Annotated in this window: 18 protein-coding genes; 8 read left to right on the top strand and 10 right to left on the bottom strand. The window is 72.7% G+C overall.

The genetic code is table 11. The features are described 5' to 3' along the window. Positions 1–31: 31 nt before the first annotated feature. The 3 genes from ACFYO8_RS08145 to ACFYO8_RS08135 form a co-directional block, all read right to left on the bottom strand. Positions 32–976, bottom strand: a complete 945-nt coding sequence (locus ACFYO8_RS08145; RefSeq protein ID WP_355095003.1) for an SDR family NAD(P)-dependent oxidoreductase — start codon at positions 974–976, stop codon at positions 32–34. Then, the gene (locus ACFYO8_RS08140; protein WP_354867268.1) at positions 973–2,157 is read right to left on the bottom strand and encodes a zinc-dependent alcohol dehydrogenase; all 1,185 of its coding nucleotides are present in this window, start codon (positions 2,155–2,157) and stop codon (positions 973–975) included. The genes ACFYO8_RS08145 and ACFYO8_RS08140 overlap by 4 nt, the downstream gene beginning before the upstream one ends. 284 nt (positions 2,158–2,441) lie before the next feature. Then, on the bottom strand, positions 2,442–2,810 hold the full coding sequence (locus tag ACFYO8_RS08135) for a helix-turn-helix domain-containing protein (RefSeq protein WP_354867265.1): 369 nt from the start codon (positions 2,808–2,810) through the stop codon (positions 2,442–2,444). A gap of 97 nt (positions 2,811–2,907) precedes the next feature. Here ACFYO8_RS08135 and ACFYO8_RS08130 point away from each other — a divergent pair, with 97 nt between their 5' ends. Continuing rightward, the gene (locus tag ACFYO8_RS08130; protein WP_354867263.1) at positions 2,908–3,789 is read left to right on the top strand and encodes an NAD(P)-binding domain-containing protein; all 882 of its coding nucleotides are present in this window, start codon (positions 2,908–2,910) and stop codon (positions 3,787–3,789) included. A gap of 134 nt (positions 3,790–3,923) precedes the next feature. Here the strand turns inward: ACFYO8_RS08130 and ACFYO8_RS08125 are convergent, their stop codons facing one another. Genes ACFYO8_RS08125 through ACFYO8_RS08115 form a run of 3 tightly spaced genes read right to left on the bottom strand, consistent with a single transcriptional unit; the run spans position 3,924 to position 7,349 of the window. Then, positions 3,924–4,685, bottom strand: coding sequence for a succinate dehydrogenase/fumarate reductase iron-sulfur subunit (locus ACFYO8_RS08125; RefSeq protein WP_354867261.1), 762 nt, complete (start codon positions 4,683–4,685; stop codon positions 3,924–3,926). After that, positions 4,682–6,616, bottom strand: a complete 1,935-nt coding sequence (locus tag ACFYO8_RS08120; protein WP_354867258.1) for a fumarate reductase/succinate dehydrogenase flavoprotein subunit — start codon at positions 6,614–6,616, stop codon at positions 4,682–4,684. Before ACFYO8_RS08120 ends, ACFYO8_RS08125 begins: the two co-directional genes overlap by 4 nt. A 1-nt stretch (position 6,617) precedes the next feature. Then, complete coding sequence (locus ACFYO8_RS08115; RefSeq protein WP_354867255.1) at positions 6,618–7,349, bottom strand: succinate dehydrogenase cytochrome b subunit; 732 nt, start codon at positions 7,347–7,349, stop codon at positions 6,618–6,620. A 35-nt stretch (positions 7,350–7,384) separates the two neighbouring features. Here ACFYO8_RS08115 and ACFYO8_RS08110 point away from each other — a divergent pair, with 35 nt between their 5' ends. Beyond that, the gene (locus ACFYO8_RS08110; protein WP_354867253.1) at positions 7,385–8,314 is read left to right on the top strand and encodes a LysR family transcriptional regulator; all 930 of its coding nucleotides are present in this window, start codon (positions 7,385–7,387) and stop codon (positions 8,312–8,314) included. A 103-nt stretch (positions 8,315–8,417) separates the two neighbouring features. Here ACFYO8_RS08110 and hrpA read toward each other — a convergent pair whose 3' ends face one another. Then, positions 8,418–12,413, bottom strand: a complete 3,996-nt coding sequence (gene hrpA / locus ACFYO8_RS08105; RefSeq protein WP_355096628.1) for an ATP-dependent RNA helicase HrpA — start codon at positions 12,411–12,413, stop codon at positions 8,418–8,420. A gap of 212 nt (positions 12,414–12,625) precedes the next feature. Here hrpA and ACFYO8_RS08100 point away from each other — a divergent pair, with 212 nt between their 5' ends. Together ACFYO8_RS08100 and ACFYO8_RS08095 are read left to right on the top strand one after the other, a co-directional pair. Further along, positions 12,626–12,835, top strand: coding sequence for a CGNR zinc finger domain-containing protein (locus tag ACFYO8_RS08100; RefSeq protein WP_354867247.1), 210 nt, complete (start codon positions 12,626–12,628; stop codon positions 12,833–12,835). A 60-nt stretch (positions 12,836–12,895) separates the two neighbouring features. Further along, positions 12,896–13,369, top strand: coding sequence for a cytidine deaminase (locus ACFYO8_RS08095; RefSeq protein WP_354867244.1), 474 nt, complete (start codon positions 12,896–12,898; stop codon positions 13,367–13,369). Between the two features lie 153 nt (positions 13,370–13,522). Here ACFYO8_RS08095 and ACFYO8_RS08090 read toward each other — a convergent pair whose 3' ends face one another. Further along, positions 13,523–14,467: a MerR family transcriptional regulator gene (locus ACFYO8_RS08090; protein WP_354867242.1), complete on the bottom strand. Its 945-nt coding sequence runs from the start codon at positions 14,465–14,467 to the stop codon at positions 13,523–13,525. 108 nt (positions 14,468–14,575) lie between these two features. Between ACFYO8_RS08090 and ACFYO8_RS08085 the strand changes: the two genes are divergently transcribed. From ACFYO8_RS08085 to ACFYO8_RS08070, 4 genes are all read left to right on the top strand, one after another. Beyond that, entirely contained in the window at positions 14,576–15,622 is a 1,047-nt protein-coding gene (locus ACFYO8_RS08085) for an iron ABC transporter permease (protein ID WP_354867239.1), read from the top strand. Positions 15,623–15,744: 122 nt separating this feature from the next. Then, the gene (locus ACFYO8_RS08080) at positions 15,745–16,755 is read left to right on the top strand and encodes an iron ABC transporter permease (RefSeq protein WP_354867237.1); all 1,011 of its coding nucleotides are present in this window, start codon (positions 15,745–15,747) and stop codon (positions 16,753–16,755) included. Further along, positions 16,752–17,639 carry an ABC transporter ATP-binding protein gene (locus ACFYO8_RS08075; protein WP_357706913.1) on the top strand — a complete coding sequence of 296 codons (888 nt, stop codon included), beginning with the start codon at positions 16,752–16,754 and terminating at the stop codon, positions 17,637–17,639. Before ACFYO8_RS08080 ends, ACFYO8_RS08075 begins: the two co-directional genes overlap by 4 nt. A gap of 32 nt (positions 17,640–17,671) precedes the next feature. Then, positions 17,672–18,616 (top strand): iron-siderophore ABC transporter substrate-binding protein, encoded by a 945-nt coding sequence (locus tag ACFYO8_RS08070; RefSeq protein WP_354867231.1) that lies wholly within the window; start codon positions 17,672–17,674, stop codon positions 18,614–18,616. 55 nt (positions 18,617–18,671) lie between these two features. On the opposite strand, the gene ACFYO8_RS08065 is transcribed toward ACFYO8_RS08070, so the two are convergent. Together ACFYO8_RS08065 and ACFYO8_RS08060 are read right to left on the bottom strand one after the other, a co-directional pair. Further along, positions 18,672–19,931, bottom strand: coding sequence for an Nramp family divalent metal transporter (locus ACFYO8_RS08065; RefSeq protein WP_354867228.1), 1,260 nt, complete (start codon positions 19,929–19,931; stop codon positions 18,672–18,674). Positions 19,932–20,264: 333 nt separating this feature from the next. Continuing rightward, positions 20,265–20,909, bottom strand: coding sequence for a hypothetical protein (locus ACFYO8_RS08060; RefSeq protein ID WP_354867225.1), 645 nt, complete (start codon positions 20,907–20,909; stop codon positions 20,265–20,267). Positions 20,910–21,191 lie beyond the last annotated feature (282 nt).

Genomic DNA, 21,191 nt, shown 5'->3' with positions numbered 1-21,191 from the left:
GGTCCGCCCGTGGGACGGTCCGCCGCGGCGGTCAGGGCAGCCGGCGGCGCACCGCGGACGCCACGGTCGCCGCGCGCCCGCCGACGGCACGGACCACCTGGGACACGTCGGGCACCCATCCGCCCCGGACCGACTCGCCGGCCGGGTTCGGCGTGAACACGATGCCCTGGTGCGCGGCGACCGGCTGCCGGGTCAGCCCGGCCAGGCGCATCAGTGGCCCGACCAGCACGTCGTACACACCGGGCAGGGCGGTGAAGCCGAAGCGCATGATCACGTTCAGTCGGCCCACCGAGACCTCCCGGCGCGGCCGGTCGAGGCAGTGCGCGATGGCCCGCGCCACCCGCTCGGGAGCGGCGACCGGGGGCGGCGGCCGGCCGATCCGGCCCAGGTAGTTGGCGGCCTGCCGATAGACGGGTGTGTCGACGCTGCCCGGGTTGACCAGGCAGATCGCGATGCCGGGCGTCTCCCGCGCCTCCTGCTGGAGGGTGCGGGCCAGCCCTTGCAGGCCCCACTTGGCTGCCACGTAGCCGCTCATGTAGGGCGCGGTGATGTGCCCGAGCACCGAGCCGGTGAGCACGAGCGTGCCGCCGCCGGTGTCCCGGAACCGGCGCAGCGCCTCCCGGGCGACCGCGGCGGCGGCCAGCAGGTCGGTGCGCACCACCTGCTCGAACACCTCGGCCGGGGTCTCGTCGAAGCGGCCGTAGGACATCACCGCGGCGGTGTGCACCCAGGCGTCGACGCCGCCGAACTCGGACCGTGCCGCGTCGGCCAGCGCGGCCACCGCGCCGGGCTCGGTCACGTCCATCGGTACGGCGATCGCCTGCGCGCCCGCCGCCCGGCACTCGTCGCGTACCTCGGTGAGGGTGGCGGGGGAGCGGGCCGCGAGGACCAGCCGGTCCCCGCGGCCCGCCAGTTCCCGGGCGGTCGCCCGGCCGATGCCGCTCGTGGCGCCGGTGACGACCACCGTCCGGGTCACGGTGCGAGCACGACCTTGACGCAGCCGTCCTCCTTCTTCTGGAACATCTCGTACGCGCGCGGCGCGTCGGTCAGCGGCAGCCGGTGGGTCCGCAGGTCCTCGACGCCCAGCGGGTCGTCGTCGCGCTCCAGCAGCGGGATGATCTCGTCGACCCAGCGCCGCACGTGGCACTGGCCCATGCGCAGCTGGATGCCCCTGTCGAACATCTCCATCAGCGGCATCGGGTCCTGCTCGCCGCCGTACACGCCGGAGATCGACACGGTGCCGCCGCGCCGTACGGCCTTGAGCGCGGCGTGCAGCACCACGAGCCGGTCCACGCCGGCCTTGTCGGTCATCGCCTGGGCCAGCTTGTCCGGCAGCAGCCCGGCGGCGGTCTGGGCCATCTTGCCCAGCGGCGCGCCGTGCGCCTCCATGCCGACCGCGTCGATCACCGCGTCGGGGCCGCGCCCGTCGACCAGGTCGATGAGCGTGCCGGGCACGTCGTCGAGCTGGCTGACGTCGAGCACCTCGATGCCGTGGCGCCGGGCCATCTCCAGCCGCTCCGGCACCAGGTCCAGCCCGATCACGCGGCCGGCGCCCAGATGGCGGCCGATCCGGGCGCTGAACTGCCCGACCGGACCGAGCCCGAACACGGCGAGCGTGCCGCCGGGCGGGGTGTCCGCGTACTTCACCGCCTGCCAGGCGGTGGGCAGGATGTCGGAGAGGTAGAGCCAGCGCTCGTCCGGGCCGCTGTCCGGGATCTTGATCGGCCCGAACTGGGCCTGCGGCACGCGCAGGTACTCCGCCTGGCCGCCGGGGATCGAGCCGTACAGCGAGGTGTAGCCGAACAGCGACGCGCCCTTGCCCTGGCTGGTCACCTGGGTGGTCTCGCACTGCGCGTAGAGCTGCCGCTCGCACATCCAGCACGAGCCGCAGGAGATGTTGAACGGGATGACCACCCGGTCGCCCTTCTTGAGCCGGGTCACGCCGGGCCCGACCTCCTCGACGATGCCCATCGGCTCGTGCCCGAGGATGTCGCCGGGCTTGAGGTACGGCCCGAGCACCTCGTACAGGTGCAGGTCGGAGCCGCAGATGGCGGTCGAGGTGATCCGGACGATCGCGTCGGTCGGCTCCTCGATGCGGGGGTCCGGGACGTCCTCGACGCGAACGTCCCGCTTACCGTGCCAGGTCAGTGCCTTCATGCCTGTATGTCCCCTCTCCGGTGCCGTCCATCGGAGTGCTACCCGGCAGGGGGCCGTTGAATCGGCGGCGCCGGTCACCGTGGCGTGCGGTCGACCGGCACGGCGATCGTGCTGGTGGCGGCGGCGGTGCCGTTTACCGAGGCGATCGAGGCGGGCTGCCGGGCTTCGTGGCCCGCGCCCGGGTGCTCGCCGAGCGCTACGGCGAGCGGTTCGACCAGGCCGGCGGGTCCGGCTCAAGCGTGCCGGCCACAGCGCTCAACGAGTGGCCGAGGCCGGCACTGCCGTCAGACGCCCCGGCCCGTCTTCTCCGGCCCGCGGGCGATCGGCCGCTCGCGTCCCCAGGCGGCCAGCGGTTCGAGCGCGTCGTTGAGGCGCACGCCGTCCTCGGTCAGCGAGTACTCGACGCGGGGCGGCACCTCGTCGTAGGAGACGCGGTGCACGACGCCGTCCGCTTCCATCTCACGCAGGTGTGAGGCCAGCACCTTCTCGGTGACCCCCGGCAGCAGCCGGCGCAACTCGCCGAAGCGACGGCCGGGGTGCTCGTGGAGTGCCCAGAGGATCAGCACCTTCCACTTGCCCCCGATCACCTCCATCGCGGTGTCGATCCCGCACACGTGTCCGCCTGGTGCGCCCGGCCGGTTCGACGTCGTCATGTCCCCGCCCCTTCGACCTGCTCGCTCACCTCAGGGTAACCACCCACTCCGAAGTGCGTACTTGATCCTCTTCGGGCCGGCGACCAGCCTGATCGGCATGGCACACGACACTCCTGAGAAGACCTCCGTTACGCTGCTGGGCCTCGGCGCGATGGGCGCCGCGCTGGCCCACACCTGGCTCGCCGCCGGCCACCCGCTCACCGTCTGGAACCGCACCCGGGCCCGCGCCGCGGCGATCTCCGCCGAGGGGGCGAGGCTCGCGGACAGCGCCGCCGCGGCCGTCGCCGCGAACACCCTGGTCGTCGTCTGCCTGCTGGACGACGCCTCGGTCGGGACGGTGCTGGACGGCGCCGACCTGGCCGGCAAGGATCTGGTCAACCTGACCACCAGCACCCCTGCGGAAGCCCGCTCACGAGCCGAGTGGGCCCGCGAGCGCGGGGCCCGCTACCTGGACGGCGGGATCATGGCTGTTCCGCCGATGATCGGTGTCCCGGAGGCCGGCGGCTACGTCTTCTACAGCGGCTCCCGTGAGCTGTTCGAGCGGCACCGGGAGACGCTGGGCGTCCCGGCCGGCACCACCTACGTCGGTCAGGACGCGGGCTTCGCCGCCCTGCACGACGTGGCCCTGCTCAGCGCCATGTACGGGATGTTCGCCGGGGCGGCGCACGCCTTCGCCCTGATCCGGCGGGAGGACATCGACCCCACGTCCCTGGCCCCGCTGCTCGCCGACTGGCTCGTCGCGATGGCACCGGCGGTCCACCAGACCGCCAGCCGGCTGCGCAGCGGCGACTATACGAAGGGAGTCGGCTCCACTCTCGCCATGCAGGTGGCCGGCACGCCGACCTTCCTGAGCACCGCGGAGCAGCAGGGCGTCAGCCCGGAGCTGCTCAGCCCGTACTTCGAGCTGATGCGCCGCCGCCTGGCCGAGGGCAGCGGCGAGGAGGACCTGACGGGCGTCATCGACCTGCTGATGCGCTGACCGCCACCCGCCGGCCGGACGCGCCGGGCCGGACCGCGTCAGGACATCTGCTCGGACAGGCGTACCCGCGGGAAAGCGCGACCGCCGCGCCCGTGGATGCGGGGCGCGGCGGTCGCGTGTGTCGTGCGGTGCGGTCAGGAGCCGGGGGTGCCGGCGCGCTTGGCCGTCGCCTTCAGGTAGTCCCGGTTGAGCCGGCCGATGGTGTTCAGCGGGATGCCCTTCGGGCAGGCCGTCGCGCACTCGCCGATGTTGGTGCAGCCGCCGAATCCGGCCTCGTCGTGCGCGTCCACCATGCCGATCACCCGGGTGTAGCGCTCCGGCTGGCCCTGCGGCAGCAGCGAGAGCTGGGTGATCTTGGCGGCGGTGAAGAGCATGCCGGAGCCGTTCGGGCAGGCCGCCACGCAGGCGCCGCAGCCGATGCAGGCGGCGGACTCGAACGCGGCGTCCGCGTCGGCCTTCGGCACCGGCACCGAGTGCGCCTCCGGGGCGCTGCCGGTCGGCGCGGTGACGTAGCCGCCGGCGGCGATGATCTGGTCGAAGGCGTTGCGGTTGACCACCAGGTCCTTGACGACCGGGAAGGCGCGCGCCCGCCAGGGCTCGATGTCGATCGTGTCACCGTCGGAGAACTGCCGCATGTGTAGCTGGCAGGCGGTGGTGCCGCGCTGCGGGCCGTGCGCCTCACCGTTGATCATGAGGCTGCACGTGCCGCAGATGCCCTCACGGCAGTCGTGGTCGAACGCGACCGGCTCCTCGCCGTCGAGGATCAGCCGCTCGTTGAGCACGTCGAGCATCTCCAGGAAGGACATGTCCGGCGACACGTCCTGCACCGGGTAGGTCACCATCCGACCCTTGTCCTGGGGGCCGTGCTGGCGCCAGATGCGCAGGGTCAGGTTCACTTGTAGCTCCGCTGCGTGGGGTGGACGTATTCGAAGTTCAGGTCTTCCTTGTGCAGCACGGGCTCACCGGTGCCGGTGTACTCCCAGGCCGCCACGTACGCGAACCGCTCGTCGTCGCGCTGCGCCTCGCCGTCGGGCGTCTGGTGCTCGGCCCGGAAGTGGCCGCCGCAGGACTCCTCGCGGTGCAGGGCGTCGATGCACATCAGCTCGGCCAGCTCGAAGAAGTCGGCCACCCGGCCGGCCTTCTCCAGCGACTGGTTCAGGCCCTCGCCGTCACCCGGGACGCGCACCCGCTGCCAGAACTGCTCGCGCAGCGCGCGGATCTCGTCGATCGCCTTGCGCAGCCCGGCCTCGGAGCGCTCCATGCCGCAGTGCTCCCACATGATCTGGCCCAGCTCACGGTGGAACGAGTCCACCGTGCGGTCGCCGTTGACGGCGAGCAGCCGCTTGATCCGGTCCTCGACCTCGGTCCGCGCCGCGACGGCCTCGGGGTGGCTGGCGTCGACCTTGTCCAGCGGGCCGGAGGCCAGGTAGTTGGCGAGCGTGTTCGGCAGCACGAAGTAGCCGTCGGCCAGGCCCTGCATCAGCGCCGAGGCGCCGAGCCGGTTCGCGCCGTGGTCGGAGAAGTTGGCCTCACCGATCACGAACAGGCCGGGGATCGACGACTGGAGGTCGTAGTCGACCCAGAGGCCGCCCATCGTGTAGTGCACGGCGGGATAGATCCGCATCGGGACCTCGTACGGGTCCTCGCCGGTGATCCGCTCGTACATCTCGAAGAGGTTGCCGTACTTGGCCTCGATGGCCTTGCGTCCGAGCCGGTTGATCGCGTCGGCGAAGTCCAGGTAGACGCCGAGGCCGGTCGGGCCGACCCCGCGTCCCTCGTCGCAGACGTTCTTCGCGGCGCGGGAGGCGATGTCGCGGGGGACCAGGTTGCCGAAGGACGGGTAGATCCGCTCCAGGTAGTAGTCGCGCTCGTCCTCGGGGATCTCGCGCGGGCTGCGCTGGTCGCCCTTGGCCTTGGGCACCCACACCCGGCCGTCGTTGCGCAGCGACTCGCTCATCAGGGTCAGCTTCGACTGGTGGTCGCCGGAGACCGGGATGCAGGTCGGGTGGATCTGGGTGTAGCAGGGGTTGGCGAAGTACGCGCCCTTGCGGTGCGCCCGCCAGGAGGCGGTGACGTTGCAGCCCTTGGCGTTCGTGGAGAGGTAGAAGACGTTGCCGTAGCCGCCGGAGGCGAGCACCACCGCGTCGGCCATCTCGGTGCTGATCTCGCCGGTGACCATGTCGCGGACCACGATGCCGCGCGCCCGGCCGTCGACGATGACCAGTTCGAGCATCTCGTGGCGGGCGTTCATCTCCACGTTGCCCAGGCCGATCTGCCGCTCCAGGGCCTGGTACGCGCCGAGCAGCAGCTGCTGGCCCGTCTGGCCCCGGGCGTAGAAGGTGCGCTGCACCTGGGCGCCACCGAAGGAGCGGGTGTCCAGCAGGCCGCCGTACTCGCGGGCGAACGGCACGCCCTGGGCCACGCACTGGTCGATGATGTTCACCGACACCTCGGCCAGCCGGTGCACGTTCGACTCACGGGAGCGGAAGTCGCCGCCCTTGACCGTGTCGTAGAACAGGCGGTGCACCGAGTCGCCGTCGTTGCGGTAGTTCTTGGCGGCGTTGATGCCGCCCTGCGCGGCGATCGAGTGGGCCCGGCGCGGGCTGTCCTGGTAGCAGTAGGACCGCACCTGGTAGCCCTGCTCGGCGAGCGTGGCGGCGGCCGAGCCGCCGGCCAGGCCGGTGCCGACCACGATCACCGTCATCTTCCGGCGGTTGGCCGGGTTGACCAGCTTCATCTCGAAGCGGTGGCGCTCCCACCGCGTCTCGATCGGGCCGTCCGGGGCCCGGGTGTCGGCGATCGGGTCGCCTTCGCTGTAGAGATCCATGTCAGGACACCAATCCGGTGATCACGGCGAACGGGACCAGCAGGTAGCCGCCGACGAGCGCGACGGCGAAGACGAGCGCGGCGATCCGGGCCCGGCGCTCGCCCCGGGGCGTCTGCTGGCCGAGGCTGCGGAACGCGCTGAAGGCGCCGTGGCGCAGGTGGAAGCCGAGGGTCACCAGCGCGAGCGTGTAGAAGAGCGTGACGTACCAGCGCTCCGGCGCGAAGCCCGCGACCACGTTGCCGTACGGGTTGGCGGGGTCGCCCTGCGGGTTCAGGTGGCCCGTGGTCAGGTCGAGGATGTGGTAGATCACGAAGAGCAGGATGATCACACCACCCCAGCGCATCGTGCGGGCCGCGTAGTTCACGTGGATCTTGCGGCGGTGTGCGTACCGCACCGGGCGGGCGGCCCGGGACCGCATCGCGAGCACGGTGGCCGCGCCGATGTGCCCCAGGACGGCCACGGTGAGCACCGTGCGCTGGATCCACAGGAACCAGGTGGCCGGCAGCAGTGGCGTGCCGATGTCGCGCAGCCAGTGCGCGTAGTGGTCGAACGAGGTCTCGCCCGTGAAGATCTTCAGGTTGCCGACCATGTGCAGGATCAGGAACAGCACAAGGATGATGCCCGTCACCGCCATGACGGCCTTGAGGCCGACGTTCGAGCGGATGGGCGACCGAGTTTTCGTGATTACCACGCGGTCGACGCTAGGAGCACTTCGATCAGGCGTCCAATGCATCGAAATCGCAGCGTCGATAGCCGTAAGCTATGTAGATGCAGCTCCATCAGCTTCGGTACTTCGTAGCGGTCGCCGAAGTACGACATTTCACCCAGGCAGCCGATCTTGTCGGCATAACCCAGCCCTCGTTGAGTAAGCAAATTCACGCGCTGGAGGCCGACCTCGGTGCCCCGTTGTTCGAACGGGTAAGGGGCAACATCACACTCACCGCGGCCGGCGAGGTGCTGCTGCCGCTGGCCAAGCGGATCCTGGCCGACGTGGAGACCGCCACCCGCGAGGTCCAGGAACTGGTGGGGCTGCGCCGCGGGCGGGTCCGGCTCGGCGCCACGCCCAGCCTCGCCACCTCGCTCGCCCCGCCGGTGCTGCGCCGGTTCCGCGACGCGCACCCCACTGTCGACCTGAGGGTCGAGGAGGGCGGCTCGCAGGACCTCGTCCGGGACCTGCTCCGCGGCGGCCTCGACCTCGCGCTGATCATCATGCCGTCGACCGGCACCGACCCCGGGCTGCGCGCCGACCCGATCCTGCGGGAGAGCCTGGTGGTCGCCTCGGTCGACCCGCTGCCGGGCGCCTCGGCCGCCGGGGAACTGCGCATCACCGACCTGCGCGACCAGCCGCTCGTCATGTTCCGCGAGGGCTACGACCTGCGCGACGCCACGCTCCAGGCGTGCCGCGCGGCCGGGTTCGAGCCGACCCTGTCCGTCGACGGCGGGGAGATGGACGCCGTGCTCAGCTTCGTCGAGGCCGGGCTCGGCGTCGCGCTGGTGCCCGGCATCGTGGTGGCCCGCCGCGCCGGCATCCGGGTCACCCGGCTCGTCCCGCCCGGCGTCCGCCGGACCATCGCGGTGGCCCGCCGCCGCGACGTGGTGCCCACCCACGCCGGGCGCGAGCTGCGCCGCATCCTCCTGGAGTACGTCCACGACGCCACCGCCACCGCCGAACTCCCGCCCGGCGTCGAGCCGCTGTAGCCCTCCTGTCGCCTCGCCGATCTTGCACATTCAGCCCCGGCGAAAGGTGCGAAAGCCCCGGCGCTGGGGCGCGAAGTGCAAGATCGACGCGCAGGGGTCAGTTTCAGCGGCCCTCGGCGTCGTCCATGGCTCGGTAGATGCGTTGCTCCGAGACGGGGTAGGGGGTGCCGAGGGCCTGGGCGAAGACGTTCACCCGCAGCTCCTCGATCATCCAGCGGATCTGGCGGACCGCCGCCTCCTGACGGCGGGCCTGCGGCAGCGCGGCCAGCATGTCCTGGTATTCCTTCTGCACCACGGCGACCCGGTCCTGCTGCTGCTTGTCGCGCTGCGGGTTGCCGGGCAGCCGGTCCAGCCGCCGCTCGATCGCGGTCAGGTAGCGCAGCAGGTCGGGCAGGCGCGCGTACCCCGTCTCGGTGATGAAGCCCTTGTGCACCAGGCCGGTGAGCTGGTTGCGGATGTCCGCCAGCGCGGCCACCACCGCGAGGTTCCGGGTGGCGCCGAGGCGCTGCTCGACCGCGTATCCGGCGGCGAGCACCCGGCGCACCCGCTCCATCAGCTCGACCACCGTGTCCACCAGGTCGGCCCGTACCCGCTCGCGCAGCGCGGCGAAGCCCTCCGCGTCCCAGGCGGGACCGCCCGCGTCGCCGATCAGCTTGTCGATCGCCGCGCCCGCGGCGTCCTCGATCAGCTCCGGCACGCTGCCGTGCGGGTTGCGGGACAGCGCGAGTTTCGCCTCGTTGGTCAGCCGGCCCTGGAGGAACTTCGCCGGTGACGGCAGCGTCAGCCGCAGCAGCCGCCGGGTGCCGGCCCAGTGCGCGGCCTCCTGCTCGGCAGCGGAGTCGAACACCCGCACCCCGACCGTCGTGCCCTCGTCCACCAGCGCCGGGTACGCGGTCACCGCGAAGCCGGCGCGTACCTGCTCGATGGTGCGCGGCAGGGTGCCGATCGACCACTCGGTCAGCCCGGTACGGGCCACGTCCGGCGCGGCGGCGGCCACCACCTGGCGTACCTCCTGGCGCAGCTCGCGTTGCAGGGCCGGCAGGTCCTTGCCCTCGGCGACCGGCTTGTCGTCGTCGCCGAGCACCCGGAACGTGACCCGCAGGTGCGGCGGCAGCCTGCCCAGGTCCCACGCGTCCGCCGGAACGGTCACCCCGGTCATCCGGCGCAGCTGCCGGGTCAGCGCGGCCAGCAGCGGCTCCTCGCCCGGGGTGATCGCGGCGAGCGCGGCGCGGGCGTAGTCGGGCACCGGCACGAAGTTGCGCCGTACCGGCTTGGGCAGCGACCGGATCAGCGCGATCACCAGCTCCTCGCGCAGCCCCGGCACCTGCCAGTCGAAGCTCTCCACCGGCACCTGGTTGAGCAGCGGCAGCGGGATGTCCACTGTCACGCCGTCGGTGGGCGCGGTCGGGTCGAACGTGTAGGTCAGCGGCAGCGTCACGCCGTCGGCCCGCCACTGGTCCGGGAAGTCCTCCTCGTCCACCCCGCCGCGACCGTCGTTGACGAGCAGCTCGCGGGTGAACGTGAGCAGGTCCGGCTGCTCCCGGCGAGTCTTCTTCCACCACGAGTCGAAGTGCCGGCCGGAGACCACGTCGGCGGGGATGCGCTGGTCGTAGAAGGCGAAGATGGTCTCGTCGTCGACCAGGATGTCGCGCCGCCGGGCCCGGTTCTCCAGCTCCTCGATCTCGGTCAGCAGCCTCTGGTTGTCCCGCCAGAAGTGGTGGTGGGTCTGCCAGTCGCCCTCCACCAGGGCGTGCCTGATGAACAGCTCCCGGCTCAGCGCCGGGTCGATGCGCCCGAAGTTCACCTTCCGCGAGGTGACGATCGGGATGCCGTACAGCGTGACCTTCTCGTAGGCCATCACCGCGGCCTGCTTCTTCTCCCAGTGCGGCTCGCTGTAGCTGCGCTTGACCAGGTGCTGGGCCAGCGGTTCGACCCACTCCGGCTCGACCCGCCCGGCCACCCGCCCCCACAGCCGGGACGTCTCCACCAGCTCCGCCGCCATCACCCAGCGCGGCGGCTTCTTGAACAGCGCCGACCCGGGGAAGATCGCGAACTTCGCGCCGCGCGCGCCCAGGTACTCGTGCTTCTGCGCGTCCTTCAGGCCGAGGTGCGACAGCAGGCCGGGCAGCAGCGACTGGTGCACCTTCGGGGTGTCGATCTCCTCCGGCAGGTCGGCGCCGGCGCCGCGCCGGCCCTCACCCTTGTCGGCGGTACGCAACACCTGGCGCAACTGGCTGACGATGTCCTGCCACTCGCGTACCCGAAGGTAGTTGAGGTATTCGGCCTTGCACATCCGGCGGAACGCGCTGGAGGACAGCTCCCGCTGCTTCTCCCGCAGGTAGCGCCACAGGTTCAGGTACGCGACGAAGTCGGACTCGGAGTCGGCGAACCGGGCGTGCGCCTGGTCGGCCTGGGCCTGCTTCTCGGCCGGGCGTTCGCGCGGGTCCTGGATGGAGAGCGCGGCGGCGATCACCACCACCTCGGTGGCGCAGCCGTTGCGCTCGCCCTCCAGGACCATCCGGGCCAGCCGGGGGTCCACCGGGAGCTGGGCCAGCCGCCGGCCGAGCGCGGTGAGCCGCTTCGCCGGGTCGGTCTCGGCCGGGTCGAGCGCGCCCAGCTCGTGCAGCAGGTTGACGCCGTCGGCGACGTTGCGCCGGTCCGGCGGGTCGATGAACGGGAACGCCGCGACGTCGCCGAGCCCGATCGACGTCATCTGGAGGATGACCGAGGCCAGGTTGGTCCGCAGGATCTCCGGGTCGGTGAACTCGGGGCGGGAGGTGAAGTCCTGTTCGTCGTAGAGGCGGATGCAGATGCCGTCCGAGGTACGCCCGCAGCGGCCCTTGCGCTGGTTGGCGCTGGCCTGCGAGACCGGTTCGATGGGCAGCCGCTGCACCTTGAGCCGGCTGGAGTAGCGGGAGATCCGGGCGGTGCCCGGGTCCACGACGTACTTGATGCCGGGCACCGTCAGCGAGGTCTCCGCGACGTTCGTGGCCAGCACCACCCGGCGGTTGGAGTGCGCGGCGAAGACCCGGTGCTGCTCGGCGGTGGAGAGCCGGGCGTACAGCGGCAGGATCTCGGTGCCCAGCAGGGACCGCTTGGACTGCACCAGCTTGCCCAGCGCGTCGGCGGTGTCGCGGATCTCCCGCTCGCCGCTGAGGAAGACCAGGATGTCGCCGGGCCCTTCGGCGGCCAGCTCCTCGACCGCGTCGCCGACGGCCTGGATCTGGTCCCGGACGTTCTCCTCGTCGGCCTCGTCCTCCTCGTCGGCCTCGGTGACCTCGACCAGCGGCCGGTAACGGACCTCCACCGGGTACGTGCGCCCGGACACCTCGACCACGGGCGCCGGGTTGCCCTCCGCGTCGGCGAAGTGCTTCGCGAACCGGTCGGTCTCGATGGTCGCCGAGGTGATGACCACCTTGAGGTCGGGCCGGCGGGGGAGGAGCTGCCTGAGGTACCCGAGGATGAAGTCGATGTTGAGGCTGCGCTCGTGCGCCTCGTCGATGATCAGCGTGTCGTACTGCCGCAGCATCCGGTCGGTCTGCAACTCGGCCAGCAGGATGCCGTCGGTCATCAGCTTGACCAGGCTGTTCTCGCCCACCTGGTCGGTGAAGCGCACCTTGTAGCCGACCACGTCGCCCAGCTCGGTGCCGAGTTCGTCGGCGATCCGGTCGGCGACCGTGCGGGCCGCCAGCCGGCGGGGCTGGGTGTGCCCGATCAGGCCGGTGATGCCGCGCCCCAGCTCCAGGCAGATCTTGGGGAGCTGGGTGGTCTTGCCGGAGCCGGTCTCGCCGGCCACGATCACCACCTGGTGGTCGCGGATCGTGGCGGCGATGTCGTCCTTGCGCTCGCTCACCGGCAACTGCGGCGGATAGGCGATCGCCGGCACGGCCGCGCGGCGCGCCTGGAGCCGCGCCTCGGCCCGGGCCACCTCGGCCGCGATCTCGGCCAGCGCCGCCTCCCGCCGCTGCGGGTCGCGCAGCTTGCGCACACCGTCGAGCCGCCGCTGGAGCCGCCGCTGGTCGCGGAACATCAGGGGGTCGAGGCGGCGGTGCAGGTCGCGGGCGGTCTCAGGGGCGGCGGGTACGGCTGGATTCTGCATGTCGTCGCCAAGGATAGGCAGCCGCGTGGCGGACCGCCCCCGGGTTACCGCGCTCCGCTCGCGTCCGCGGTCACCGACGCGGGCGGGGCATCGCGGTGCGGGCGTGCGTCCTCGGGCCGGCGCAGCGTACGGATCCGGCGGTTGAGCATCGGAACCGTGGAGAGCGCGAGGCCGACGGCGCCCGTCCGGCGCCGGCTCCCGGGCTGGCCGGCGTGGACCTGCTGGTGGCCGAGGTCGGGCGGGTCGTGCTCGACGCGGTGGCGGCGGGCACGTGGCCGAGGCTGAAGGCGTGCGCCGCGCACGGCTGCCGCTGGGTCTACTACGACCACAGCCCGGGCGGCCGGAGCCGCTGGTGCACCATGGGGATCTGTGGCGCGCGGGCCAAGATGCGCGCCTACCGGGAGCGCAGACGGCCTGGCTGACCGGGATCCGTGGCCGCCGCGACTAAAGTTGCCGCCGACCGGGTTCGACGAGGGGCGGGGATGATCATGCGGGACACCGACCGGGCGCTCGTGCAGGCCGCCACCGCGGTCGCGAAGCTGCGCTGCCGCAGCGACAACCACACCGTCGCCGCCGCCGTACGCAGCACCGACGGCCGGGTGTTCAGCGGCGTGAACGTCTACCACTTCACCGGCGGCCCGTGTGCCGAGGTGGTGGCCCTCGGCGCCGCCGCGACCCAGGGCGCGGGCGAGCTGGAGGCGATCGTCGCGGTGGGGGACCGGGGGCGGGGCGTCATTCCGCCGTGCGGGCGCTGCCGTCAGGTGCTGCTCGACTACTTCCCGTCGATCAAGGTGATCGTCGGCCCGTCCGACGGGCTGCGCGTCATCCCGATCGCCGACCTGCTGCCCGAGACGTACGTCTGGTCCGACCACCAGGTCGAGGTGCCGGTAACCGCCCGCGCCGGGGTGTGGCCGACGCCTGTGGTGCCGGGCAGCCGGCAGGCCACGGAGGACTGACCCACGACCGACAGCACCGCGCCCTGCTCCACCAGCCCGGCCTGGTGCGCCAGGTGGGCGTCCTGGATCCGGTCGAGGGCGTCCTGCGGCAGCTCGGGCGCGTCGTCCGGGCGGACCAGGAGCACCACCGTGTGCCTGTCGAATCGCAAGCCCTCAGGCTAGGGGCTGCCGGGCGCACAGTGCCCGGATCGACCAGTCCAGCACCGGCGCCAGGCTCTCGGCCGGTGGCCAGCCGTTCACCACGCAGAGCAGTTCCAGGTACCGCTCCCGGCGGGGATCGCACGCGGTCCGCAACCGGTCCAGCATCCTAAGGCGCAGGGCGGCGTCGTCCGGCAGGCCGCAGAGCCGCGCGTACCGGCTCGCCGCCCGGGCCAGGATCGGGTCGGCCAGGGGCGAGGCCGGTTCGACGCCGTCGGCCAGTGCCGGGGCCACCTCCTCCCGGACCACGGCGACCACGTCCCGGCGTACGCCCTCGGCGCCGGCCCGGTCGGCCGCGTGCTGCTCGGCCAGCCGGCGCAGCCCGGCCCGGAAGGAAGGGTCCAGGGCCAGCTCGGCCAGCTCCACCCACGCCTCGATCTGGCCGTCGTCCGGATCGTCCGGCAGCTCGGGCGTGAGCGACCGGCGGATGCCCGCGAACGCCGGCTCGGTCAGGCCCTCGAACGCCGCGTCCAGGAACTCGTCGACCAGCCGCCGTCGCTCCCGTGCGGCCAGTCCGGCCAGCCGGTGCAGCAGGTCGGCCTCGGACGGCGTGGCCCTGCGCCGGGCGATCACGGTCAGCACCGCGCGGCGCGTCCGCAGCAGGCGGATCTGCGCGGTCAGCGCGTCGGCGTGCGCCGAGGCGACCTCGGGCAGGGTGACCTCGCGCGTCACCACCCGGTGCACGGTGGGCAGGTCCACACCCAGCTCGCGCAGCGTCCGTACCAGGTCCAGCCGGGCCACCGCCGCCGCGTCGTAGCGCCGTTGGCCGGCCGGCCCGCGGTCCGTGGGCGGCACGACGCCGCGGTCGGACCAGAACCGGATGGTCTTCACCGGCAGCCCGGTCCGCCGGGCCAGGTCACCGATCGAATAGCGCTCCGCACCGTCCATGTGGACCACCATCGCGCCTCCCCCCGGTGGAGGCGCAACCCCATCGACAGTGCCCGCTCAGGTGCGCCTTACCTGGTCAGCTAAGGTAAGGCGCACCTAAGCGGAAGGCGAATACCTCTCGTGACCACCGTCGCCGCCCGGCCCGCGCGGGCCGGGACTCCCGTCCGCCGCGGCACCGTCCGCCGCGTCGCGGTCACCGTGGCGGCGGCCCTCCTGCTCCTGCTGGCGCTGCTCGCCAGCCTGGCGCTCGGCAGCCGGCACATCCCCGTCGACCAGGTATGGCACGCGCTGGTGTCCCCGGACAGCGGCGACGCGACCGTCGTGGTCCGGGAACTGCGGCTGCCGCGTACCGTCCTCGGGCTCGTCGTCGGCGTCGCGCTGGCGCTGGCCGGCGTGCTGTTCCAGGCGGTCACCCGCAACCCGCTGGCCGAGCCGCGCATCCTCGGCATCAGCGCCGGAGCGTCGTTCGGCGTGGTGCTGGCCATCGCCGTGTTCGAGGTGGGCACGCTCGCCGGGTACGTCTGGTTCGGCGTCGCCGGCGCGCTGCTCACCGGCCTGCTCGTGTTCGCCGTCGCCAACCGCGCCCGCGAGGGCGCCAGCCCGGTCACCCTCGCGCTGGTCGGCGCCGCGCTCGACGCCGGTCTCGGTGCCATGGTGTACGCGCTGCTCAGCATCGACGCCCGCACGTTCGAGGAGTACCGCTTCTGGGTGGTCGGCGGGCTGACCGGCCGGGACGTCGGCGTCGCCGGGCAGGTGCTGCCGTTCGTGGTGGCCGGGATGCTGCTGGCCGCGCTCGCCGCCCGCGGCCTGGACGCGCTCGCGCTCGGCGACGACGTGGCCCGAGGACTCGGCCACCGGGTCGCCCTGGTCCGGCTCGCCGCCGGGGCCGGTGGCGTGCTGCTCACCGGCGCGGCGGTGGCCGCCGCCGGGCCCATCGCGTTCGTCGGGCTGGCAGTGCCGCACCTGGCCCGGGCGCTTGTCGGCGCGGACCAGCGGTGGACGCTCCTGGTCGCCGCGCTGCTCGGCCCCGCGCTGCTGCTCGCGGCCGACGTGGCCGGCCGTCTCGTCTCCCCGCCCGGCGAGATCCCCGCCGGCATCATCACGGCCCTGCTCGGCGCCCCGCTCCTGGCCTTCCTGGTCCACCGAGCCAAGACGGTGACGACATGACCACCCCCACCTCCGGCTCCCGCGATCTTGCAGTTGCCGCCCCGGCGGAAGGGGCATTCAGGGCGCCTTCGGGGCGGGAAGTGCAAGATCGACCAGGTGGCGGAGGGCCGCGCGGGCGTGGGGTGCTGCGGGTCGGGGCGGTGGTGGTGCCGTTCCGGTGGCGGCCCGTCGTGGTGGCAGTGGTGCTGTTCGTGCTGCTCTGCCTCGCGGTGGTGGTCAGCCTGTCCCTGGGGACGCCGTACGTCGCCCCGGGGGACGTGGTGCGGTCGCTCTCCGGCGCGGGCACCCCGTACGACCTCGTGGTGCGCGACCTGCGACTGCCTCGCGCGGTCCTCGCGGCGGTGGCCGGGGCGGCCTTCGGCGTGGCCGGCACGCTGATCCAGAGCGTCGCCCGCAACCCCCTCGCCAGCCCCGACGTCATCGGCGTCACCCAGGGTGCCGGGCTGGCCGCGACGATCGCGCTGACCAGCGGCGCGGCGGCGGTGCTCGTGGCGCCGGCGGCGCTGCTCGGCGGGCTGGCCGCCGCCGTGCTGGTGTTCGCGCTCGGCGCCCGGCACGGCCTGGCCGCCCAGCGGTTCGTGCTGGCCGGTGTGGCGGTGGCGTTCGCGTTCCGGGCGCTGATCGAGGTGGTCATGCTCACCGCCGACCCGATCGACGGGCTGCGCGCGCAGGTCTGGCTGATCGGCACGCTCGCCGGCCGGGGGTGGAGCGAGGCGGCCTGGATCGCCGGCACGCTCGCCGTGCTGCTGCCGGTGCTGCTCTGGGCCGGGTGGGCGCTGCGCAGCAGCGCGCTCGACGACGACACCGCGCGGGGGATCGGCCTGCGGCCGGTGGCCCGGCGTATGGGGCTGGCCGGCACCGGTGTGCTGGCCGCCGCCATGGTCACCGCCCAGGTCGGCGCCGTCGACTTCGTCGCCCTGGTGGCCCCGCAGGTGGCCCGCCGGCTGGTCCGCGCCGAGCGTCCGCCGCTGCTGTGCGCCGCGCTGCTGGGCGCGTTGCTGCTGGTCCTCGCCGACCTGGGCGCCCGGCGGCTGCTGGCGCCGACCCAACTGCCGGCCGGCGTGCTGACCGCCGCGATCGGCGGGCCGTACCTGATCTTCGTGCTGCTGCGCACCCGAGGGAGGCGGTCGTGACCGCGCTGCTGTCCACCCGCGACCTGGTCGTCGGCTACGAGGGCCGCACCGTGCTGGACGGACTGGACCTCGACCTGCCGGCCGACACGTTCACCGTGATCGTCGGCCCGAACGCCTGCGGCAAGTCGACGCTGCTGCGCACGATGGCCCGGCTGCTCACGCCCCGGCGCGGCGCGGTGCTGCTCGACGGCGCGGCGATCCGGGACCTGCCGACCCGGGACGTGGCCCGGCGGCTCGGCGTCCTGCCGCAGAGCCCGCTGGTGCCCGAGGGGATCACCGTGGCCGACCTGGTCGGGCGTGGACGCCAGCCCTACCAGCGCTGGTGGCGGCAGTGGTCGGCCGAGGACGGGCTGGCGGTCGACGAGGCCATGCGGCTGGCCGACGTCGGCGCGCTCGCCGATCGCGCGGTGGACACGCTCTCCGGCGGGCAGCGCCAGCGGGTGTGGATCGCCATGACGCTCGCCCAGGACACCGACGCGCTGCTGCTGGACGAGCCGACCACGTTCCTCGACCTGGCCCACCAGGTCGAGGTGCTGGACCTGCTGCACCGGCTGCGCGCCGAGCGGGGCCGGACCGTGGTGGCGGTGCTGCACGACCTCAACCAGGCCGCCCGGTACGCCGGTCACCTGATCGCCATGCGTGACGGCGCGGTGGTGGCCGCCGGCCCGCCGCGCGAGATCCTCACCGCGGACCTGGTCCGCGACGTGTTCGGGCTGGACTGCGTGGTCGTGCCCTGCCCGGTCAGCGGCGCCCCGCTCGTGGTGCCGGCCCTCACCCAGGCCGGTCCGAACCAGACCGACCCGAACCAGACCGGCCCCACCCAGACCTCGGCCGTTCCGGCCGCCACGCCGGCCACTGCCGGCGTCCCCGTCGGCGACGCCTGAGCGCGCCGACCCGCACCACCGAAAGGAACCTGATGCGTCGTCTCGCCGTCGCACTCACCGCCGCCCTCGCTCTCGGGGTCGGCCTCACCGCATGCGGGGAGAGCGACCCCGTCGCCGGCACCGGCACCGGGGAGACCCGGGAGATCACCCACGCCATGGGCACCACGAAGGTGCCCGCCGAGCCCAAGCGCGTGGTCGTGCTCGACACCGACAAGATCGACACCGCGCTGTCGCTGGGCGTCACCCCGGTCGGCGCGGCGACCGCCGGTGAGGCGAAGAGCTGGCCCACCTACTTCGGCGCGGACAAGCTCGCCGGCATCACCGAGGTCGGCGTGCTCACCGAGCCGGACCTGGAGGCGATCAACGCGCTCAACCCGGACCTGATCCTGGGCAGCAAGTTCCGGCAGGAGAAGTTCTACGACGAGCTGTCCAAGATCGCCCCGACCGTGTTCACCGAGAAGGTGGGCGTCACCTGGAAGGAGAACTTCCTCCTCGACGGTGCGGCGCTGGGCAAGGAGCAGCAGGCCAAGGACCTGCTGGCCGAGTACGAGAAGCGGGCGAAGGACTTCGGCGCGAAGCTCGGCGACGCCGCGTCCCGCAAGGTCTCCATCGTGCGCTTCATGCCGACCGAGATCCGCCTGTACGGGCCGGACTCGTTCTCCGGCATCGTCGTTGGCGACACCGGTCTGGGCCGCCCCGAGCGGCAACTGCTCGACGGCAAGGAGGACAAGCGGATGGACCGGGTCAGCCCGGAACGCATCGCCGAGGCCGACGGCGATGTGGTGTTCGTGACCGCGTACGGCGAGAAGGCCGCCGCCGAGCAGGCGAAGGTCACCGGCGGCACGCTGTGGAAGGGCCTGTCCGCGGTCAAGGCCGGCAGGGCGCACGTGGTCTCCGACGAGATCTGGATGACCGGCATCGGCGTGGGCGCCGCCAACAAGATCCTGGACGACCTGGAGAAGTACCTGGCCGCCTGAGCCCTCACCACCCGCGCCCGTCCAGCCGCACCCGGCCGGACGGGCGCGGGTGTGTTCAGGCTGCCAGTTGCCAGAGCAGGAACGCGTTGAGCGCCACCACGAACCCGGTGATCGCCACCGCCGCGGCGGTGGTGGCCCGCCGGTTGACCAGGCTGCCCATCAGGTCCCGGCGGCGGGTGAACAGCACCACCGGGATCAGCGCGAACGGGATGCCGAAGCTCAGCACCACCTGGGACAGCACCAGCGCGCGGGTCGGGTCGACACCGATCGCGAGCACCACCAGCGCGGGCAGCAGGGTGATCATCCGGCGAACCAGCAGCGGGATCCGGCGGCGCAGGAAGCCCTGCATGATGATCTCGCCGGCGTACGTGCCGACGCTCGTGGAGGCCAGGCCGGACAGGAGCAGGGCGACCGCGAAGCCGACCGCCGCGGCCGTGCCGAGCGTGGCGGCGAGCCCGGCGTGCACGCCGTCGAGCGTGTCGGTGTCGGGGATCGAGGTGCCGTGGAAGCTGCTCGCCGCCACCAGCAGCATGGCCAGGTTGACCGCCCCGGCGATACCCAGCGCGATCAGCACGTCGACCCGCAGGCCCTTGGCGATCACCCGCCGCTGCGCCTCGCCCTCGGCCGGCAGGCGGTTCGGGATCAGCGCCGAGTGCACGTAGATGACGTGCGGCATCACCGTCGCGCCGAGGATGCCGGCGGCGAGCAGCATGCTGTCGGTGCCCTGCATCCGGGGCAGCAGCCCGGCCGCGGCGGCGGAGGCGTCCGGCTGCGCGCTGACCAGGTTCACCGCGAACGCCAGCACGATCACGCCGAGCAGCACCGCGATGGCGATCTCGAACGTGCGGAAGCCCCTGGCGCGCAGCGCCAGGATCGCGAACGAGGCGGCGCCGACGATCAGGCCGCCGGGCAACAGCGGTACGCCGAACAGCAGGTACAGCGCGACCGCCCCGCCGATCACCTCGGCCAGGTCGGTGGCCATGGCGACCAGTTCGGCCTGCGCCCACATGACCCGGTTGAGCGGCCGGGGCAGGTGCTCCCGGCACAGTTCGGGCAGGCTGCGCCCGGTGGCCAGGCCGAGCTTGGCGGTGAGCGTCTGCACCAGCATGGCGGCCAGGTTCGCCGCCACCACCACCCAGACCAGCAGGTATCCGTACCGGGCCCCGGCCGTGGAGTTGGTGGCGAAGTTGCCGGGGTCGACGTAGGCGACCGCCGCCACGAACGCGGGCCCGAGCAGGATGAGCCGGCCACGTACCGGGCGCGGGGTGCGGGCGGTCCGTAGCGGGGGTACGACGGGCGAGTCGTTTGTTACCACTGCTGCTCCTCGACGGACGACGGGCGGCGGGACGAGACGACGATCGGCGGGGGCGAGGCGGAGTCAGGCGGGTTCGTGCCGGGCCGTCGCCGGGTTGCGCTCCAGCGCGTCCGCGAACGGGACCAGCGCGACGAGGTCATGGAGGCCACAGCCATGCCGGGTTGTTCCCGACTATTACTCATATATGCCACTAACCTGATCCCGGAGGGGAAAGCGCACATGAGGGACGGTGCCGCCCGGCTCGCGATGATTGCCGGCAGCACGCCGAACGGCCGTCCCGGGTGCGGGACGGCCGTTCGGTCGGGCGGCGGTGAGCCGGATCGGATCGGTCGGTCAGGCGGCGGTGGACCAGATGGCCCGGAAGGCGGCGGCCTCACCGGCCAGCCACTGCTCGATCTGCTCCGGCTTGACGTCGGCGGGCATCCGGTGCGCCTCGCCGCGCCGCACGTCGACAAGCACCGGCTCGGCGTGCGGCAGCACCGCGTCCATGTGCCGGGTCATCAGGTGCAGCGTGGCCAGGGTCGCCTCCTCGCTCGGCGGCGCCTCGTCGAAGTGCAGTCGGATGGCCTCGGCCCGGCCGTCGGCGTACCGGACGCCGAACTGCGGGTTGATCTTCACGGGCAGGTCGCCCAGCATGGCCAGCGCGTCGCGGGTCTGGGCCAGGTCGACGCCGGCCGGCTCGCCGAGCGAGTGCAGCCAGCGGGTCGCGCCCGGCACCAGCGCCTCGTAGAGCGGGCGCCAGCGCGGCTTGACCAGGTCGGCGACCTGCGCGAGGTGGGTGCCGCCGGTGTGGAACGCGACGTCGGCCTTGAGCGCCTTGACGAACTGGCCGTGCGGGTTGAAGCCGTGCCGGCTGGCCCGCTGCCGGCGCAGCCCGCCGACGAAGGTGGCTTTCGTGGGTCCGGTGCGGTCGACGTACCGGGTGAAGCCGAGGAGGGTGGCGTAGGGGGTGACAGGGGCGGAGGTGGGCGCGGTCACTGGCGTCCTCCCAGGTCAACGACTGGATTAGTACATACATTCTAATCGACGGGTCTGACATCGCCCAGGGCTTCGGCGGACGTTCTTGTCCGGTCCACTTGAAGCTGGCACCGTCCACGGTTGGTGGCACCAGTGGTGGCACCGTCCGGATTGTGTTGGCACTGGTCTCCGGTCTCCGACATCTGGCGTCTGTCTCGCTGTAGCTGGTGACGGCCAGGGCGGTGTCAAAACCTCGAAGGTGGGTGCTCAGTTCACCGAAGTTGGCTTGGAAACTGGTAGCGT

Source organism: Micromonospora sp. NPDC005257 (assembly GCF_042872445.1).
Classification (GTDB): Bacteria; Actinomycetota; Actinomycetes; order Mycobacteriales; family Micromonosporaceae; genus Micromonospora.
Note: the sequence above shows the minus strand (reverse complement) of the source record. Positions and strands in the feature narration are given on the sequence as shown.

Excerpts from the sequence above, each read along its gene's own strand:
- ACFYO8_RS08140 (WP_354867268.1), bottom strand. The coding sequence starts at position 2,157 with ATGAAGGCACTGACCTGGCACGGTAAGCGGGACGTTCGCGTCGAGGAC.
- ACFYO8_RS08135 (WP_354867265.1), bottom strand. The coding sequence starts at position 2,810 with ATGACGACGTCGAACCGGCCGGGCGCACCAGGCGGACACGTGTGCGGG.
- ACFYO8_RS08130 (WP_354867263.1), top strand. The coding sequence starts at position 2,908 with ATGGCACACGACACTCCTGAGAAGACCTCCGTTACGCTGCTGGGCCTC.
- ACFYO8_RS08120 (WP_354867258.1), bottom strand. The coding sequence starts at position 6,616 with ATGGATCTCTACAGCGAAGGCGACCCGATCGCCGACACCCGGGCCCCG.
- ACFYO8_RS08115 (WP_354867255.1), bottom strand. The coding sequence starts at position 7,349 with ATGCATTGGACGCCTGATCGAAGTGCTCCTAGCGTCGACCGCGTGGTA.
- ACFYO8_RS08110 (WP_354867253.1), top strand. The coding sequence starts at position 7,385 with ATGCAGCTCCATCAGCTTCGGTACTTCGTAGCGGTCGCCGAAGTACGA.
- hrpA (WP_355096628.1), bottom strand. The coding sequence starts at position 12,413 with ATGCAGAATCCAGCCGTACCCGCCGCCCCTGAGACCGCCCGCGACCTG.
- ACFYO8_RS08095 (WP_354867244.1), top strand. The coding sequence starts at position 12,896 with ATGATCATGCGGGACACCGACCGGGCGCTCGTGCAGGCCGCCACCGCG.
- ACFYO8_RS08090 (WP_354867242.1), bottom strand. The coding sequence starts at position 14,467 with ATGGTGGTCCACATGGACGGTGCGGAGCGCTATTCGATCGGTGACCTG.
- ACFYO8_RS08070 (WP_354867231.1), top strand. The coding sequence starts at position 17,672 with ATGCGTCGTCTCGCCGTCGCACTCACCGCCGCCCTCGCTCTCGGGGTC.